This window comes from Streptomyces chisholmiae, assembly GCF_031845445.1.
Lineage (GTDB): Bacteria > Actinomycetota > Actinomycetes > Streptomycetales > Streptomycetaceae > Streptomyces > Streptomyces chisholmiae.
On the sequence record NZ_JAVREO010000002.1, the window covers coordinates 127,355 to 144,635 of the forward strand.

The window sequence follows — 17,281 nt, forward strand, 5'->3', positions numbered from 1 at the left end:
CGATAATGCCGCCCATGGCTGAGCGGGTAGAGCGGTACGGAGACTGGATCGAACTGCGCCACGACCCGGAGACCGGGGTCGCCACGCTGCTGCTGGACCGGCCGGAGGCGATGAACGCGCTCTCCGCCGAGCTGGCGCGGCGGCTGGCCGAGGCGTGCGCCGCGCTGGCGGCCGACCAGGCCACCCGGGCGGTGGTGCTGGGCTCCACCCACGAGCGGGCGTTCTGCGTGGGCGCCGACCTCAAGGAGCGCAACCGGCTGGACGACGCCGGGCTGCGGCGGCAACGACGGGTGCTGCGGGCCGCCTTCGGCGGCGTGCTGGGGCTGCCGATGCCGGTGATCGCGGCGGTCCGCGGCTTCGCGCTGGGCGGCGGCTACGAGCTGGCGCTCAGCTGCGACCTGATCGTGGCCGACGAGAGCGCCGTGCTGGGACTGCCCGAGGTGTCCGTCGGGGTACTGCCGGGCGGCGGCGGCACCCAGCTGCTGCCGCGCCGGGTGGGCGCGGCCCGCGCCGCCGAGCTGATCTTCACCGCCCGGAAGGTGCCGGCCGCCGAGGCGCTGGCGCTCGGCATGGTGGACGAGGTCGCGGCGGCCGGCGCGGAACGCGCGGCGGCGGCCGAGCTGGCCGCGCGGATCGCGGCGAACTCGCCGGTCGGCGTGCGGGCCGCCAAGCGGGCCCTGCGGGTCGGGCACGGGCTCGACCTGCCGGCCGGCCTGGAGGTGGAGGACGCGGCCTGGCACGAGGTGGCCTTCTCCGCCGACCGGGTCGAGGGGGTGGCCGCGTTCAACGAGCGCCGCACCCCCGACTGGCCGGGCCTCGACACCTGAGCCGCCGGCCGGGTGCCGGGGCGGGTCGGCCGGTCGGCCGGTCGGCCGGTCGGCGTCCTCGGCGCCGCTCACCACGGTGCGGCCGCGGGCCGCGGGGCGCCGGGGTGATGCGGGGGCGGGGTGGACTGGCCGACCGGCGTTCTCGGGGCCGACCTCCGCCGTGCGGCGGGGCGGCCGCGGGCTGCCCGGCCCTTGCCGTGGTGGCCGCGCCCGGTCAGGGGCGGACGGCGGACGGGAGTGGCCGCTGTGGGGCGTACGGGCGGTGGCGTGCCCGCCCTCGGGGCGGCCGGCCGGGCCGGTGGGCGTCCTCAAGGCTGGCCTTCGCGGTGCGGTGGTGGGTCAGCCCCCGGCGGGGCTGGCCCCTCGTCGAGGCAGCCGGCCGGCCAGCGGCGGACGGCGGGCGGGGAGCGGCCCCTGTGGGGGATACGGGCGGTAGTGGGCCCACCTCCGGGGATGGCCGGCCGGGCCGGTGGGCGTCATCGGGGCCGGCCTTCGCCGTGCGGCGGTGGGCCCAGCCCCCGGCAGGGCTCGGCGGCCCGTCCACCCGGGCCGGTCCGGGTCCCCGTGAGCCCCGGCGGTAGCCGGTCCGCCCGGGGCGAACGTCACGGGAACGGGCAGGAGTAGCTGAAGGTAACAAAGCGGAGGAAGGCGCCATAGCCTGGCTGCATGGCTGAGCAGAGGCTGTGGGCGGTGGTCGATGTCGCGCGGGGGATGGCCGCCGAGCGCGGCCTCGTGGAGGCCGCGCTGGCCGGCGCCGACCGGGCGCGGCGGGCCCTGGACGGCTCCTTCGCGGCGATATCCGTCCGCGAGCGGGAGCCCGGTGGGACGGGCGGGCTCCGGCTGCGGGTGCTGGTCAACGTGGGGGAGCTGACGGCGGACGAACAGCCCGTCCCGGATGCCGAGTTCCGCGTCGACGAGCCGTTCCCCGACGCCCCGCCCCCCGCCGGCCGAGCCGCGCCCGGTGCGCCCGACGCGCCCGAGGCGGCGCGGCTGGCGGAGCCGGACGGCGCCGGGCCGCACGCCAGCTGGCTGCGGGCCAGGGGGCGGGGGTCCGCGCTGGTCGCGCCCATCCTGCTGCACGGCGGGGTGTGGGGGGAGCTGCGGGTCGCCAGGGGGCCCGCGCAGCCGACGTTCACCCCGGAGGAGATGGCCTTCGCGCCGGCGCTCGCCGCCGTGTTGGCCGCCGGCCTGGCGCAGTACGAACGGCTGGCGGAGACCCGGCGGTTGGCGTTCAGCGACGCGCTGACCGGGCTGGCCAACCGGCGGGCCGTGGACCACGCGCTGGCCGAGGCGCTGCGCCGGCACCGGTCGGCGGGCGCCGCGCTGACCCTGGTGGTCTGCGATGTCAACGGCCTCAAGCGGGTCAACGACACCCACGGCCACGCGGTCGGGGACCGGCTGTTGATCCGGTTCGCCCGGGTCCTCTCGCAGGCGGCCGACGGGTTGCCGGGGGCGCTGGCCGCCCGGCTCGGCGGCGACGAGTTCTGCCTGCTGGCGGTGGGCGCCGAGCCGGCCGACGTGGAGCGGGCGGCGGCCGAGGTCTGCCGGGGCGCCGCCGCCCTCGAGCTGAGCGAGGGGGTGGCCTGCGGGGTGGCGTCCACGGTCGCGGTGCCGGGCCGGCTGCGCTCGGGCCGCCGGCTGTTCCGGCTCGCGGACGCCGCCCAGTACCGGGCCAAGGCGGCCCGTTCGCCGTCCCCCGTGGTGGCCGGCGCGCGGGACTGGGAGCGGGTGGCGGCGCTGGCCGGCGGGCCGGCCGGCCGCGAGCGGCGCGCCTTCCGGGGGCGCCGGCCGCCGGACGGCCGGTCCGGCTGACGCGGGCCGGATCCCCCGTCGTTGGTTTCCGATTCACTCTCTTAGGCTCGTGAATATGAATATGCCAAGTGTGGTGCTCCACTCCACCCCGCCGACCGCAGCCGAGGTGCTCGCCGTCGCCCGCGGCGACGCCCGGGTCGAGCTGGCGGACGACGCGCTGGCCGCGATGGCGGCGGCCCGCCGTGTCATCGACGAGCTGGCCGCCAGGACCGAGCCGGTCTACGGTGTGTCCACCGGCTTCGGCGCGCTGGCCGTCCGCTCCATCGAGCCGGACCTGCGCACCCGCCTCCAGCGGAACATCGTGCGCTCGCACGCGGCCGGCCTCGGCCCCCGGGTGGAGCGCGAGGTGGTCAGGGCGCTGATGTTCCTGCGGCTGAAGACCGTCGCCTCGGGCCACACCGGGGTGCGGCCCGAGGTGGCCCGGACGATGGCCGCGCTGCTCAACGCGGGCATCACCCCGGTGGTCCACGAGCACGGCTCGCTCGGCTGCTCGGGCGACCTCGCCCCGCTCGCCCACTGCGCCCTGACGCTGCTCGGCGAGGGCGAGGCCGAGGGCCCCGACGGCCGGCTGCGGGCCGCCGCCGAGCTGCTCGCCGAGCACGGCATCGCCCCGGTCGAGCTGCGCGAGAAGGAGGGGCTCGCGCTGCTGAACGGCACCGACGGGATGCTCGGCATGCTGCTGATGGCCTGCGCCGACCTGGACCGGCTGGTCACCAGCGCGGACATCACGGCCGCCCTCACCCTGGAGGCGCTGCTGGGCACCGACCGGGTGCTGGAGCCCGAGCTGCACGCCGTGCGCCCGCACCCCGGGCAGGCCGCCAGCGCGGACAACATGCTGCGGGTGCTGGCCGGCTCCGGCCTCACCGGCCACCACCAGGACACCGCGCCTCGGGTCCAGGACGCCTACTCGGTGCGGTGCGCGCCGCAGGTAGCCGGCGCCGTCCGGGACACCCTGGCGCACGCCAGGGCCGTCGCGGACCGGGAGCTGGCCGCCGCCGTGGACAACCCGGTGGTGGTGAACGGCCGGGTCGCGTCCAACGGCAACTTCCACGGCGCCCCGCTGGGCTATGTGCTGGACTTCCTCGCCATCGCGGCGGCCGACCTGGCCTCCATGGCCGAGCGCCGCACCGACCGGCTGCTGGACCGGCACCGCTCGCACGGCCTGCCCCCGTTCCTGGCCGAGGACCCGGGCGTGGACTCCGGGCTGATGATCGCGCAGTACACCCAGGCCGCGCTGGTCAGCGACCTGAAGCGGCTGGCGCAGCCCGCCTCGGTCGACTCCATCCCGTCCTCGGCGATGCAGGAGGACCACGTCTCGATGGGCTGGTCCGCGGCGCGCAAGCTGCGCACGGCGGTCACCCTGCTGACCCGGGTGCTGGGCATCGAGCTGTACGCGGCCGGCCGCGCGCTCGAACTGCGCGCCACGGCGGAGCTGCGGCCGGCCCCCGCGTCCCGGGCGGTGCTGACGGCGGTCCGCGGCGGGGGCCTGGGAGGGCCGGGCGGGGACCGCTTCCTGGCGCCCGAGCTGGCGACGGCCGAGGGCCTGGTCGCGGACGGGACCCTGGTGCGGGCGGCCGAGTCGGTCACCGGACCACTGGCCTGAGCCGGGCCCGCGGTGCGGACGGCGCCGGCCCCGCGGGGCCGGGAGCCTACCTGGCTCCCGGCTCCAACGGCTGGTCGAGCGGGATGACCGAGGGGTAGGAGGTGGAGGCGTCGCTGTCCTGGTAGGCGGAGGGCAGTAGCCAGACCAGGCCGAGTACCAGCGCGGCCACCACGCCGTTGACCAGGGAACGGCGGTCCGAGGTGCGCGATTGACCGTTCACGTGCTGCTCCGAGAATTGGTGCGTACCGGCGGCATGAAGAGCGATGTTACGGCCCGGTGCGGGTCGCGGGGAAGAGCCGGGGGCACGGGGTCTTACGCTCCCCGTCATGAGCGAAGAGCTGTCCTCAGGTGCACGTCACGTCCGGGTGCGGGTCGAGATGGTGCTGGAGATCGCCGAGCCCGACGAGCTGGTCAGCGCGGCCTGGTCGCGGATCGAGAGCGACGAGCTGCTCCCGGCGGAGGAGCGCGAGCAGGCGGCGCGCGCCGTCTCCCGGGACGAGGCGGAGGCCGTCGCCTACCTGATCGATCCGATCGACCTGGTGGACGAGGTGCCGGGGGTGGTGCTCGCCCAGGCCTCCTGGAGCAGCGAGCGCGCCGCCTTCGACCCCGGCCTGGCCTGGGACGGCGCGGACGAGCTGGACGACGACCTGGACGGGGAAGGGCTGGACGAGGACGGCCTGGACGCCCTCGGGGAGGGCCCGGACACCACGGAGCTGGCCGAGGACGCCCTGGACCACGAGGAGCTGGCCGAGGAGCCCCCGGACGACGCGGACGGCCCCGAGCGGTCCACCGGCCGGGACCGCCGCTAGCGCGGGACCGAGGGCGGGCCACACGGCGAACCACCCAGCGGCGCTGGCCAGTTGGTCGAGCGCGGGAGTGTTCGCCGGCGAGCCGGCGCATGGGCGCATCCGACCACTCCGCGCACAGCTCACCCCTCAGCTTCGCCTATGGTGGAACGAGCTGCCGCTTTCCGACGTTTCCCTCCTGTGCCCTCCAGGAGGCGCGGCAGCGGACGACGAGCGATTGCGGATGAGTTCTGATGGTTGAAGGCATGCGACGCAGGGGCCTCACCGCGGCGGCGACGCTGCTCTGCGGCGTCCTGGCGCTGACGTCCTGCAGCGGCGGCGACGACGAAGGCGACTCGCCCGGCGCCGAGCAGACCGAGCAGTCGGCGGCCGACCAGGCGGCCGAGGACGCGGACACCTCGGCGGCGGTGATATCCATCACCCCGGAGGACGCCGCCGAGGGCGTCGGGATCAACGACGACGTCCGGGTCGAGGTCGAGGACGGCACGCTGGACGAGGTGGTGCTGACCGCCACCGAGGCCGGCGCCGAGGTCCCCGGCACGATCGCCGCCGACGGGGCTTCCTGGCAGCCGGACGAGCAGCTGGACCGCGCCACCCGGTACGAGCTGACCGTGCGGGCCAGTGACACCGAGGGCCGCGCCGCGCACCAGGTCGCCGCGTTCACCACGGTCTCCCCGGAGAACAGCTTCATCGGGTACTTCACCCCCGAGGACGGCTCCGAGGTCGGCATCGGGATGCCGGTCTCGCTCAACTTCGACCAGGAGATCACCAACCGCGCCGAGGTGCAGCAGGCCGTCTCGGTCACCGCCAGCAGCGGCCAGGAGGTCGTCGGCCACTGGTTCGACGGCACCCGCCTCGACTTCCGGCCCGAGTCCTACTGGGACGCCGGCACCACGGTCAACGTCTCGCTCGACTTCGACGGGCTGGAGGGCGCCCCGGGCATCACCGGCGTCCAGGACCGCGACTTCAGCTTCACCGTGGGCCGCGCCCAGGTCAGCACGGTGGACGTGGCGGCCAAGGAGATGCAGATCATCCGGGACGGCGAGACGCTGCGTACCATCCCGATCACGGCCGGCAGCGACGAGACCCCGACCTACAACGGCCAGATGGTGATCTCCGAGAAGTACAAGGAGACCCGGATGGACGGCGCGACGGTGGGCTTCACCGACGACGACGGCGAGGGCGAGTACGACATACCGGACGTTCCGCACGCGATGCGGCTCTCCACCTCCGGCACCTTCATCCACGGCAACTACTGGGCCTCCGACAACACCTTCGGCTCCGCCAACACCAGCCACGGCTGCATAGGCCTCAACGACGAGCAGGGCGCGGACGACCCGGACCAGGACGGTGCCTGGTTCTACGAGGAGTCGCTGCTCGGCGACGTCGTCGTGGTGGTCAACTCCCCGGACGAGACGATCACCCCGGACAACGGCCTCAACGGCTGGAACATGAGCTGGGACGACTGGGTCGCCGGCAGCGCCGTCTGACGCCCGCCGCCGACATCGGCCGCAGGCGAGGGCCCGGGGAGCCGCTTCCCGGGCCCTCGCCCGTTCCCCGGCCCCCACCGGCCGTGATAGGCAGTGGCCCCATGACTGGAGACCGCACGCCCGGCCACCCCTTCGACGGTCACACCCCGCGCGTCGCCGAGACCGCCTGGCTCGCGCCCGGGGTGACCCTGGTCGGCCGGGTCACCGTCGGCGCGCAGGCCAGCGTCTGGTTCGGCGCCGTGGTGCGCGCCGACACCGAGACCATCGAGATCGGCGCCGGCAGCAACGTGCAGGACGGCTGCGTCCTGCACGCCGACCCCGGCTTCCCGACCCGGCTGGGCGCCGGCGTCTCGGTCGGCCACCGCGCCGTGGTGCACGGCAGCGAGGTGGCCGACGACGTCCTGGTCGGCATGGGCGCGGTGCTGCTCAACGGCAGCCGGGTGGGCGCCGGCGCGCTGGTCGCGGCGGGCGCCGTGCTGCTGGAGGGCACCGAGGTGCCGCCCGGCACCCTGGTGGCGGGCGTGCCCGGCCGGGTGCGCCGGGAGCTGACCGAGGAGGAGACCGCGGGGCTGCGCGCCAACGCCGAGCGCTACCGTCAGCTCGCCGCCCGCTACGCCGCGTCGGGCCTGCGCGGCGGGCCCGCCTGAGGCCCGCGGCCGGCGGCATGACCTGGCAGGTCATCGACACCGCCGGCGGTGTCACCGCAGGATGGCGCCATGCCCGGCAGCACCGGAAGCACCGGGCGCCCGAACCCCAGGAGACCCTCGTGACCGCCTACGCCCTCGCCCGCCTGCAGCCCACCGCCGCCCCGCACCCGGACGTCGCCACCTACATCGAGCGCATCCAGGAGACGTTCGAGCCGTTCGGCGGCCGGTTCCTGGTGCACGGTGTCACCCCGGAGCGGATCGAGGGGGAGTGGGAGGGCGACGTGGTGCTCGTCGCCTTCCCCGACCTGGCGGCCGCCCACGCCTGGTACGCCTCCCCCGCCTACCAGGAGATCCTGCCGCTGCGCACCGCGCACCTGCCGGGCGAGCTGATCTTCCTGCCCGGCGTGCCCGCCGGGTACGACGCCGCGACCACCGCGGCCGCGCTCCGCGCCGCGCTCCCCGCCTGACCCGGCGAGGCCGCCGCGGGCGGGACGCCGCTTGGTGGGACATTGCCGGGCCCGCGACGGTGCCGGCCAGGACTTCACCGACGGTCGTCGCCGGCGTGACCGCCCGGCGGCGATATCCCCCCGGGGCGGTGAGTGTCAGGCGAGCCTCCGCCGAAAACCGCCCGCCGGCCAGAAGGGTGGCCCCTCGTCAGCACTCCTGCACAGACGGGTTCACCCTCGATGGATCTCACACGACGTCGTCTCCTCGGTCTGGCCGGCGCCTCCCTCGGCGGAATCGCCCTGCACACCGCGGGGTTCAGCGCCGGCTCCGCCTGGGCCGCGCCCCGGTTCGCCGGCGACCCGTTCGCCTTCGGCGTCGCCTCCGGCGACCCGCTGCCGGACGGGGTGGTGCTGTGGACCCGGCTGGCCCCCGATCCGCTGGCGCTCGACGGCCGGGGCGGGATGCCGGAACTCGTGGTGGACGTCGAGTGGCAGGTCGCCGAGGACGAGAGCTTCGGCACCGTGGTGGCCGAGGGCGTCGAGCGGGCCACCCCGGAGCTGGCGCACTCCGTCCACGTCGAGGTCGCCGGCCTGGCCCCCGGCCGGGACTACGTCTACCGGTTCCGGGCCGGCGGCGACATCAGCCCGGTCGGCCGCACCCGCACCGCGCGCACCGACGGCGCCGCCCTCAACTTCGCCTTCGCCTCCTGCCAGTGCTGGTACGAGGGCTTCTACACCGGCTACCGGCACATGGCCGGCGAGGACCTGGACCTGGTGCTGCACCTCGGCGACTACCTCTACGAGTACGGGGTCGGCGAGACCGGCGGGGTGCGCGGCGTCGCACTGGACGCCTCCTTCCAGCGCGAGACCCAGACCCTGGTCGACTACCGCAACCGGCACGCCCTCACCCGGCTCGACCTCGATCTCCAGGCCGCCCACCAGGCGTTCCCCTGGGTGCTGACCTGGGACGACCACGAGGTCGAGAACAACTGGGCGGCCGACTTCGCCCAGTCGGACTCCGACGGCTACCCGGACGACGACCCGGTCGCCTGGCGGGCCCGCAAGGCCGCCGCGTTCCAGGCGTACTACGAACACCTCCCGCTGCGGCTGCCGCAGCGCCCCAACGGCGCCGAGGCGCGGATGTACCGCCGGCTCGGCTTCGGTTCGCTGCTCGACCTGCACGTGCTGGACACCCGCTCACACCGGGACGACCAGGTCTGCGGTGATGGCACCAAGTCCGGCTGCGACATCGAGCGTTCGGCCCCCGAGCGGACCATCCTCGGCGCCGAGCAGGAGAGTTGGCTGCTGGACGGCGCCGGCCGTTCGGCGGCCACCTGGAACGTGCTGGCCAACCAGACGCTGGTCGCCCAGGTCGACCAGGACCCGGACCCGTTGGTGCACACCTCGGGGCTGGACATGTGGGACGGCTACACCGCCGCCCGCGACCGGCTGCTGACCGGGCTGTGGGAGCGGAACGTCAACAACCCGGTGGTGGTCACCGGCGACATCCACCGGGCGGTGGTCGCCGACCTCACCCTGGACTTCGCGGACGAGCACGCCCCGGCGGTGGCCACCGAGTTCGCCGGTTCCTCGGTCACCTCGGGCAAGGACGGCTCGCCGACCGACGACGTCGGCGCCGCCTGGCTGGCCCCCGGGGTCAACCCACACCTCAAGTGGCACAGCTCGCAGCGGGGTTACACGGTCGTCCAGGCCACCCCCGAGGAGCTGCGGGTCAGTTACCGGGTGACGCCGATGGTCACCATCCCCGGCTCCGGGATCGAGACGGTCGCCACCTTCGCCGTCGCCGCCGGCCAGCCGGGCGCGCAGCCGGCCTGACCCACCGGCGGGCCGTCCACGACACCGAAATCGTTTGCCGACCGTCGAACTCGTTCGCGAACGTGTCGAACTCCCGGCGAACGGTTTCGGTGTCATGTCCACGGGTAACGGGCTGGCTAAATATGGGAGCGCTCCCGTTCATTTCCGTGACCCCCACGAAACGGAAGGTGGCGACCGCCAGATGACCCGAGAACGAACCGAGAACCGCGTCAACAGCCCGCACGCCGGGCGGCGTTGGGGCGTACGTGTGGTGGGCCTGCTGTCGGCGGTGGCGATGCTGCTGCTGGTGCCCCTGGCCGGCGGCGCCTCCGCCCACGGCTCCGTGATCGACCCGCCGTCCCGCAACTACGGCTGTTGGGACCGCTGGGGCTCCGACTTCCAGAACCCGGAGATGGCCGACCAGGACCCCATGTGCTGGGCGGCCTGGCAGGCCGACACCAACGCCATGTGGAACTGGAACGGCCTCTACCGGGAGGGCGTCGCCGGTGACCACCAGGGCGCCATCCCGGACGGCCAGCTGTGCAGCGCCGGCCTCACCGGTGACGGCCGCTACGCCGCGATGGACACCCCCGGCGCCTGGCAGACCGCCGACGTGCAGAACGACTTCACCGTCAACCTCCACGACCAGGCCCTGCACGGCGCCGACTACCTGCTGGTCTACGTGACCAAGCAGGGCTTCGACCCGACCACCGACGAACTGGGCTGGGGCGACCTCGAACTGCTCGCCGAGACCGAGCGGATCGCGCCCAGCTCCAACATGCTGGTCGACGTCTCGGCGCCGGGCCGCACCGGGCACCACATCGTGTACACGATCTGGCAGGCCTCCCACTCCGACCAGTCGTACTACATCTGCAGCGATGTGAACTTCGGCTGAGCCGACTGGCCCCCGGTCTCCGGGCCGGGGGCCCGCGGGGATCTCACGGGGGATTTCGCGGGGGGCGGAACGCCGCTCCCGGTGCGAACCGACCCGCCGCTCCTACCCTGGATGGGTGACCAGCAGCCAAGCGTCAGACCGCGCCCGTGTCCGTGCCGAGGCCCGCGCCGGCGGCCGGCCCGACGTCCGCCTCCTGCGTCCGGTGCCGCCCCCCGCCCGGGAGCGGCGGGACGCCAGGGAGCCGCTCTGGCGCCACGTGGTGGGCGACGTGCTGCGCCGCGAACGGCTCGCCCGCGGCCGGACGTTGAAGGACGTGGCCGAGGCGGCGCGGATCTCGATGCCCTACCTCTCCGAGGTGGAGCGCGGCCGCAAGGAGGCGTCGTCCGAGGTGCTGGCCGCCGCCGCGCACGCGCTCGACCTCCGGCTGGTCGATCTGCTGGCGCTGGCCGGCGAGCGGCTGGCCGAGCCGTCGGCCGCGCCCGCCCCGCGGACCGCCCCGGCCGAGCCGCCGCGGCCGGCCGACGGCCGTGCCACCTCCCTGCTGGCTCGGCGCGCCGCCGCGGCCGGCCCCGCCCGCGGCGGCGCGCCGCTGTTGCTGGCGGCCTGACCGCGGCGCGCGGCCGGCGCGGTGCGCCCGCCGGGTGAACGGGCGCCACGCGCCCCCGGGTCCGCCGCCGACCGCCGACCGCGCGGCCCGTGCTGCCCGCCGCCCGCCGCCGCTCGGGCGGGCCGCTCAGGCCGGCCGTTGCCGGCTGCTGAGCACGTGGTCGGCCAGGCCGTACTCGACCGCCTCCCGCGCCGTGTAGACCCGGTCCCGGTCCATGTCGGCGCGGAGCGTCGCCACGTCGTGGCCGGTGTGCCGGGCGAGCACCTCCTCCAACTGGCTCCTGATGCGCAGCATCTCCTTGGCCTGGATGGCCAGGTCCGCCACGGTGCCCTGCCGCCCGCCGGCCGCCGGCTGGCCCAGCAGCACCCGGGCGTGCTCCAGCACCGCCCGCCGGCCCGGCTCGCCGGCGGCCAGCAACACGGCCGCGGTGGCGCCGGCCTGGCCGACGCAGTAGGTCGCGATCGGCGCGTTGATGAACGACATGGTGTCGTAGACGGCCATCAGCGCGGTGGGTGAGCCGCCCGGGGAGTTGAGGTAGATCGAGATCTCCGCCTCCGGGTTGCTCGACTCCAGGTGCAGCAGCTGTGCGATGACCACGTTGGCCACCCCGTCGTCGATCTCCGTGCCCAGGAAGATCACCCGGTCGGAGAGGAGCCGGCTGTAGATGTCGAAGGCGCGCTCCCCGTGCGGGGTGCGCTCGATCACGGTGGGGATCGTGTACTGGCTCATCCTCAGAACCCCGTCCTGCGCTGGGCGTCCGGGCGGACGTCGGGCAGCGAGGTCAGCACCCGGTCGATCATCCCGTACTCCCTGGCCTGCTCGGCCGTGAACCAGCGGTCCCGGTCGCTGTCAGCGGCGATGGTCTCCGGGCTGTTCCCGGTGTGCTCGGCGATGAGTCGTTCCATCGTCGACTTGGTGAACTCCAGGTTCTCCGCCTGGATCGCGATGTCGGCGGTGCTGCCGCCGATGCCGGCCGAGGGCTGGTGCATCATGATCCGGGTGTGCGGCAGCGCGTACCGCTTGCCCGGGGTGCCGACGGTGAGCAGGAACTGGCCCATGCTCGCCGCGAACCCCATGGCCAGCGTGGACACGTCGTTGGGGATCAGCCGCATCACGTCGTAGATGGCCAGGCCCGCCGACACCGAGCCGCCAGGGCTGTTGACGTAGAGCCTGATGTCCTTGCGCGGGTCCTCGGCGGACAGCAACAGCAGCTGGGCGCAGACCCGGTTGGCGGAGACCTCGTCGACCTGGCTGCCCAGGAACACGATCCGCTCGGTCAACAGCCGGGCGCTCAGCTCGTCGTCGAACCGCGTCGCCTGGGTCTCCCCCTCGGCGGCGGCGATGGGTGGGGTCCTCACACTTCTCCTCCTGCTCGTCGTCCCGGACACCGCGGCCTCGATCGCGGCGTCCCCACCACCCTGCGCCCGCGCCCCCGCCCTGGGGGCCGATCTCGGCTGGCGGCAGATCTGCCGCGGGCAGAGCGGCCCTTCGGACGGGGGGTGCGAACGGAGTGCGGAGCGGAAGGGAATGCGGAGCGGGGGAGTGGGACGGGAACGGGGGAGAGCGCCCCCGGTCAGTCGACCGGGCAGGCCAGGCCGGTGCCGCCCAGGCCGCAGTAGCCCCGCGGCCGGTGGTGCAGGTACTGCTGGTGCCGGGCCTCGGCCGGATAGAACGGGAAGTCGGCCGCCGGCAGGATCTCCGTCGTGACGGGGCCGTAGCCGCCGGCGTCGAGCACCTTCTGGTAGGCGTCGCGGGTCTCCTCGGCCGCCTCCCGCTGCGCGGCGGAGCGGTGGAAGACCAGCGACCGGCAGTGGGTGCCGACGTCGTTGCCCTGCCGCATGCCCTGCGTCGGGTCGTGGCCCTCCCAGAAGACCCGCAGCAGCGCGCGGTAGGAGACCCGCGCCGGGTCGAAGACGGCGCGGACCGTCTCGGCGTGGCCGGTGCGCCCCGAGGCGACCTCCTCCGAGATCGGGTGCGGCGTGCCGCCCCCCTGGAAGCCGGTCAGCGTGGTCCAGACGCCCTCCGTCCGCCAGAAGCGGCGCTCGGCGCCCCAGAAGCAGCCCAGCGCGAACTCCGCGATCTCGAAGCCCTCCGGGTAGGGGCCGAGCAGCGGCGTGCCGAGCACGGGATGCCGCTCGGGGATGGTGAACATCGGCTCCGAGCGCCCGGGTAACACCTCTTCGGGAGTCGGCAGGCGGTGGGTGAAGTCGGTCAGGAACATAGCTGTTTCCCTCGGTCGTCGACGGCGGTTACCCGCACCCGGACCCGTACCCGACGGGCCCCAGCACACCCCTACCCGCCGCCCGGCGACCCGCACCACCGCGCGCCCCGACGAGGGCGGGGCCTCAGGCCCGCGCCACCCCCACCGGGCAGCTCAGGCCGGTGCCGCCGAGGCCGCAGTAGCCCGCCGGGTTCTTGTCCAAGTACTGCTGGTGGTAGCCCTCGGCCGGGTAGAACGGGCGCGGTCCGGCCGGGGCCAGCTCGGTGGTGATCTCGCCGTAGCCGGAGTCGTTCAGCACCCGCTGGTAGGCCGCGCGCGAGCGCTCGGCGGTCTCCGCCTGCTCCGGCGAGTGCGTGTAGATCGCCGAGCGGTACTGGGTGCCGACGTCGTTGCCCTGCCGGAAGCCCTGGGTGGGGTCGTGCGCCTCCCAGAAGACGCGCAGCAGCTCCTCGTAGGTGATCCGGGCCGGGTCGAAGACCACCCGCACCGCCTCGGTGTGCCCGGTCATCCCGCTGCACACCTCCTCGTAGGTGGGGTGGGTGGTGCTGCCGCCCTGGTAGCCCACGAGGGTGGTCCAGACGCCTGGCGTCTGCCAGAAGCGGCGCTCGGCGCCCCAGAAGCAGCCCAGACCGAAGTCGGCGACCTCGAAGCCCTCCGGGTAGGGGCCGAGCAGCGCCGTGTCCAGCACGGTGTGGGTCTCCGGCACCGGGAAGGGGCTCTCCGGGCGGCCCGGCAGGGCCTCGTCCTGGGTGGGCAGCCGGTTCTTGAACGTGTACAGCATCTCTAGCTCTCCTCGGTCCTCTCGTCCTCTCCCACCGGGCCGACCGCGGTCCCGCCGCGCCCCCGGCCCGCCGTCGCCGACCGCCCTAGCGGCCGGCGATGGCCAGGGCCCGGTACGCCGCGTACTCGGTGGCCGGGTTCTCCCCGTCCACCCAGGGGATCGCCCCCACATAACCGTCGATCGCCCGCACCTGTTCCGCGGCCTCCGGGTACCGCTCCGCGCGCACCAGGAAACACAGCAGCAGGTGGCGCACGTGCGGCTCCACCGGGTGATCGGGCCGGGCGTTGTTGAGCGCGTACTGGGCCGCCTCGATGGCGTCCGAGACCACCGCGCCCTGGTACATCCCCGGCGAGTGCTGCAGGTCGGGCAGGTGGTCGTAGACGGCGAACAGCGGCAGCGCGGGCAGCAGGCTGCCCGCGCCGGCGGCGCCGGCCGCGGCCCGGGCGAAGCCCTCGGCCTCCTGCCGCGAGCCGTGCCACTTCTCCGACAGGTAGGGCAGCGCGGCCAGGTGGCCGCCCATGTGCTGCTTGTCGCGCTCGGTCACCCGCTGCCACACGGCGTCGAAGTCGGCGCGCGAGTAGTCGAGACCGCGGGCGATGGCCAGCTCCACGATGTGCGGGACCGGGTCGTCCGGGGCCAGCTCGGCCGCCTCCGCGCAGACCGTCCTCGCCTCCTCCAGGATGATCTGGTACTCGGCGGCGCTCGGGTCGGCCATCGCCTGCCAGACCAGGAACTGCGCGTACACCTGCGCGCCGCCCGGATCCCGCGGCTCCTCGCCGCGCCAGCGGCGCAGCCAGCCGGCGTCCCGCTGCCCCTCGCCGGGCGCCGCGCCCGAGGCGCGCCACTCGGCCAGCTCCATGGCGGCGGCGCCGGCCAGCGACTGCACCCGCTGCCAGCGCTGCTCGCTGTCGTCGGTGAGCGCCAGCAGCTGGCCGGCGGGCCGCCAGTTCCCGGCCTCCCTGACCTCCTCCAGCGCGTGCACCAGCTCGTCGTCGGGGCCCGGCAGCCGGACGTCCAGCTGGTCGACGGGGACCAGCCCGGTGTCCGTCGGGCCGCCCGCCCGGTCGCCGGCCTTGCCGAGCGAGACGCCGGAGTGTCCCGGGCCGGTGGCCGCGTCGGCCTGGGCCGCCGCCCGCTCGAACTCCTGCCGCTCCCGGCGGCGGCGCAGCGCGGGCAGCACCAGCACGCCGAAGACGGCGGTCAGGGCGATCAGCAGCAGCAGGGCGTCCATGGCGGTGTCGCTCCCCCTCGTTCCTTCGATCAGGTGGCCCGTGGCCGGCCGCCGAAGCGCGGCGGGTCCGGCGCTGGCCGGGTGTGCCGGGCGCGTGGGCGGGTCCAGCCTATGTCGCCCGGCCCCCGGCCCGGGACGAACGGGCGTTCCCGGTGGTTCTCCCTGGGTTCCCGTGGGTTCTCCTCCACCGTAAGGCCACTACCGTGGCCCCCATGAACGAGCAGCATGTCGGGCAGCGTTTCGAGACGCTGGCCATCCACGCCGGGCAGGAGCCCGACGCGTTGACCGGGGCCGTGGTGCCGCCGATCCACCAGGTGTCCACGTACAAGCAGGACGGCGTCGGGGGGTTGCGCGGCGGCTACGAGTACAGCCGGTCCGCGAACCCGACCCGCACCGCGCTGGAGGAGAACCTCGCCGCGCTGGAGGGCGGCGCCCGCGGCCTGGCCTACGCGTCCGGGCTGGCCGCCGAGGACTGCCTGCTGCGCACCCTGCTCAAGCCCGGGGACCACCTGGTGATCCCCAACGACGCCTACGGCGGCACCTTCCGGCTGGTCGCCAAGGTCGTCGAGCGGTGGGGCGTGGCCTGGTCGGTGGCCGACACCTCGGACCCGATGTCGGTGCGGGCGGCGATCCGTCCGGAGACCAGGCTGGTCTGGGTGGAGACCCCGTCCAACCCGCTGCTCGGCATCACCGACATCGCGCTGATCGCCGACCTGGCGCACACCGCGGGCGCCCGGCTGGTGGTGGACAACACCTTCGCCAGTCCGTACCTGCAGCAGCCGCTGGCGCTGGGCGCCGACGTGGTGGTGCACTCCACCACCAAGTACCTGGGCGGCCACTCCGACGTGGTGGGCGGCGCGCTGATCACCTCGGACCTGGCGCTCGCCGAGGAGCTGGCGTTCCACCAGAACGCGATGGGCGCCATCGCCGGCCCCTTCGACTGCTGGCTGGTGATGCGCGGCATCAAGACCCTCGCGGTGCGGATGGACCGGCACTGCGCCAACGCGACCCGGATCGCGGAGATGCTGGCCGTCCACCCGAAGGTCGCCGACGTGCGCTACCCGGGCCTGCCGTCGCACCCGGGACACGAGATCGCGGGCAAGCAGATGCGGGACTTCGGGGGCATGGTGTCGTTCCGCGTCGCGGCCGGCGAGGAGGAGGCCGTCGCGGTCTGCGACCGGACCCGGGTCTTCACCCTGGGCGAGTCGCTGGGTGGGGTCGAGTCGCTGATCGAGCACCCGGGCCGGATGACGCACGCCTCGGCCGCGGGCTCGGCGCTCGAGGTGCCGGGGGACCTGGTGCGGCTCTCGGTGGGCATCGAGGCGGTCGACGACCTGCTGGACGACCTGACGCAGGCGCTCGCCGGAGGCTGAACCAACGGCCGGGGGCCGCCGCCTGGCCGGCGGCCCCCGGCCACGGTGTCCGACGGCCAGGCGGGCCGCGGGTGTTCAGGGGCGGGCGCCGACGTCCCGACTGTGGAAGCGGACGATCGAGGCGTTGAAGCGCGCCAGCAGCGCGTGGAAGTCCGCGCGCTCCCTGTCGTTCCAGTCCTCGGTGAGCAGCGCGATCAGCGCGCGCCTGGAGGCGCGCACCTCCTCCAGGCGCGCCCGGCCGGGCGGGGTCAGCCGGAGCAGCACGGCCCGGCCGTCCTCCGGGTCGGCGGCCCGGCGCACCAGCCCCGCGTCGACCAGCGGGGCGACCTGCCTGGTCACCGTGGAGGAGTCGATGCCCATGCCGGCGGCCAGCGCCTTCACCCCGGTGGGGCCGTCCCGGTCCAGCCGGTTCAGCAGCAGGTAGGCCGCTCGGTCCATGGAGTTGCGGGCCGGGCCGAGGCCGCCGAGCCTGGTCTGCTCGGCCCGTCGGGCGAAGACGGCCACCTCGTGTTGCACGGCGTCCAGCAGCGCGCCGTCCGGTTCGGCCGCCGGGGGTAGGGGGGTGTCGCGTTCGTCGTCGGGAGTGGCCGGGGTCGGGGATGCCGCGGCCGGGGGGCGGGGCGGGGTGGGTTCAGGGGTCATGTCCGGTCTTGACGTAGCGGGGAGCGGGGAGAGCGGGCCGAGTTGGCGCCCTGACGCGGCCCAAGCGTAGCGCCGCCGCGCGGCC

Annotated in this window: 18 protein-coding genes; 11 read left to right on the forward strand and 7 right to left on the reverse strand. The window is 74.9% G+C overall.

The genetic code is table 11. The features are described from left to right. The first annotated feature begins 14 nt into the window (after positions 1-14). The 3 genes from RM844_RS03415 (at position 15) to hutH (ending at position 4,242) form a co-directional block, all read left to right on the forward strand. Positions 15-827, forward strand: a complete 813-nt coding sequence (locus tag RM844_RS03415; RefSeq protein ID WP_311664570.1) for an enoyl-CoA hydratase-related protein — start codon at positions 15-17, stop codon at positions 825-827. 666 nt (positions 828-1,493) lie between these two features. Further along, a complete protein-coding gene (locus RM844_RS03420) occupies positions 1,494-2,639 on the forward strand; it encodes a GGDEF domain-containing protein (RefSeq protein ID WP_311664572.1) in 1,146 nt (381 codons plus the stop codon). Between the two features lie 61 nt (positions 2,640-2,700). After that, positions 2,701-4,242: a histidine ammonia-lyase gene (gene hutH / locus RM844_RS03425; RefSeq protein WP_311665297.1), complete on the forward strand. Its 1,542-nt coding sequence runs from the start codon at positions 2,701-2,703 to the stop codon at positions 4,240-4,242. Positions 4,243-4,288: 46 nt separating this feature from the next. On the opposite strand, the gene RM844_RS03430 is transcribed toward hutH, so the two are convergent. Further along, on the reverse strand, positions 4,289-4,462 hold the full coding sequence (locus RM844_RS03430) for a hypothetical protein (protein WP_311664574.1): 174 nt from the start codon (positions 4,460-4,462) through the stop codon (positions 4,289-4,291). Between the two features lie 106 nt (positions 4,463-4,568). Here RM844_RS03430 and RM844_RS03435 point away from each other — a divergent pair, with 106 nt between their 5' ends. The 7 genes from RM844_RS03435 (at position 4,569) to RM844_RS03465 (ending at position 10,948) form a co-directional block, all read left to right on the forward strand. Continuing rightward, a complete protein-coding gene (locus RM844_RS03435) occupies positions 4,569-5,051 on the forward strand; it encodes a hypothetical protein (protein ID WP_311664576.1) in 483 nt (160 codons plus the stop codon). Between the two features lie 242 nt (positions 5,052-5,293). After that, on the forward strand, positions 5,294-6,538 hold the full coding sequence (locus RM844_RS03440) for a L,D-transpeptidase (protein ID WP_311664578.1): 1,245 nt from the start codon (positions 5,294-5,296) through the stop codon (positions 6,536-6,538). A 101-nt stretch (positions 6,539-6,639) separates the two neighbouring features. Then, the gene (locus RM844_RS03445) at positions 6,640-7,185 is read left to right on the forward strand and encodes a gamma carbonic anhydrase family protein (protein ID WP_311664580.1); all 546 of its coding nucleotides are present in this window, start codon (positions 6,640-6,642) and stop codon (positions 7,183-7,185) included. A gap of 119 nt (positions 7,186-7,304) precedes the next feature. Continuing rightward, positions 7,305-7,652 (forward strand): DUF1330 domain-containing protein, encoded by a 348-nt coding sequence (locus RM844_RS03450; protein WP_311664582.1) that lies wholly within the window; start codon positions 7,305-7,307, stop codon positions 7,650-7,652. 219 nt (positions 7,653-7,871) lie between these two features. After that, positions 7,872-9,467: an alkaline phosphatase D family protein gene (locus RM844_RS03455; protein WP_311664583.1), complete on the forward strand. Its 1,596-nt coding sequence runs from the start codon at positions 7,872-7,874 to the stop codon at positions 9,465-9,467. Between the two features lie 181 nt (positions 9,468-9,648). Further along, complete coding sequence (locus RM844_RS03460; protein ID WP_311664585.1) at positions 9,649-10,341, forward strand: lytic polysaccharide monooxygenase auxiliary activity family 9 protein; 693 nt, start codon at positions 9,649-9,651, stop codon at positions 10,339-10,341. A gap of 115 nt (positions 10,342-10,456) precedes the next feature. After that, the gene (locus RM844_RS03465) at positions 10,457-10,948 is read left to right on the forward strand and encodes a helix-turn-helix domain-containing protein (RefSeq protein WP_394814413.1); all 492 of its coding nucleotides are present in this window, start codon (positions 10,457-10,459) and stop codon (positions 10,946-10,948) included. A 126-nt stretch (positions 10,949-11,074) separates the two neighbouring features. Here the strand turns inward: RM844_RS03465 and RM844_RS03470 are convergent, their stop codons facing one another. The 5 genes from RM844_RS03470 to RM844_RS03490 form a co-directional block, all read right to left on the reverse strand. After that, complete coding sequence (locus tag RM844_RS03470; RefSeq protein ID WP_311664587.1) at positions 11,075-11,677, reverse strand: ClpP family protease; 603 nt, start codon at positions 11,675-11,677, stop codon at positions 11,075-11,077. A 2-nt stretch (positions 11,678-11,679) separates the two neighbouring features. Continuing rightward, on the reverse strand, positions 11,680-12,306 hold the full coding sequence (locus RM844_RS03475) for a ClpP family protease (RefSeq protein ID WP_311664589.1): 627 nt from the start codon (positions 12,304-12,306) through the stop codon (positions 11,680-11,682). Between the two features lie 215 nt (positions 12,307-12,521). Continuing rightward, a complete protein-coding gene (gene msrA / locus RM844_RS03480) occupies positions 12,522-13,169 on the reverse strand; it encodes a peptide-methionine (S)-S-oxide reductase MsrA (RefSeq protein ID WP_311664591.1) in 648 nt (215 codons plus the stop codon). A 124-nt stretch (positions 13,170-13,293) separates the two neighbouring features. Then, positions 13,294-13,950 (reverse strand): peptide-methionine (S)-S-oxide reductase MsrA, encoded by a 657-nt coding sequence (gene msrA / locus RM844_RS03485; RefSeq protein WP_311664593.1) that lies wholly within the window; start codon positions 13,948-13,950, stop codon positions 13,294-13,296. A gap of 85 nt (positions 13,951-14,035) precedes the next feature. Beyond that, the gene (locus tag RM844_RS03490) at positions 14,036-15,181 is read right to left on the reverse strand and encodes a hypothetical protein (protein WP_311664595.1); all 1,146 of its coding nucleotides are present in this window, start codon (positions 15,179-15,181) and stop codon (positions 14,036-14,038) included. 212 nt (positions 15,182-15,393) lie between these two features. Between RM844_RS03490 and RM844_RS03495 the strand changes: the two genes are divergently transcribed. Continuing rightward, entirely contained in the window at positions 15,394-16,554 is a 1,161-nt protein-coding gene (locus RM844_RS03495) for a cystathionine gamma-synthase (RefSeq protein WP_311664597.1), read from the forward strand. A gap of 75 nt (positions 16,555-16,629) precedes the next feature. On the opposite strand, the gene RM844_RS03500 is transcribed toward RM844_RS03495, so the two are convergent. Beyond that, positions 16,630-17,196 carry a MarR family winged helix-turn-helix transcriptional regulator gene (locus RM844_RS03500; RefSeq protein WP_311664599.1) on the reverse strand — a complete coding sequence of 189 codons (567 nt, stop codon included), beginning with the start codon at positions 17,194-17,196 and terminating at the stop codon, positions 16,630-16,632. Positions 17,197-17,281: the final 85 nt, after the last annotated feature.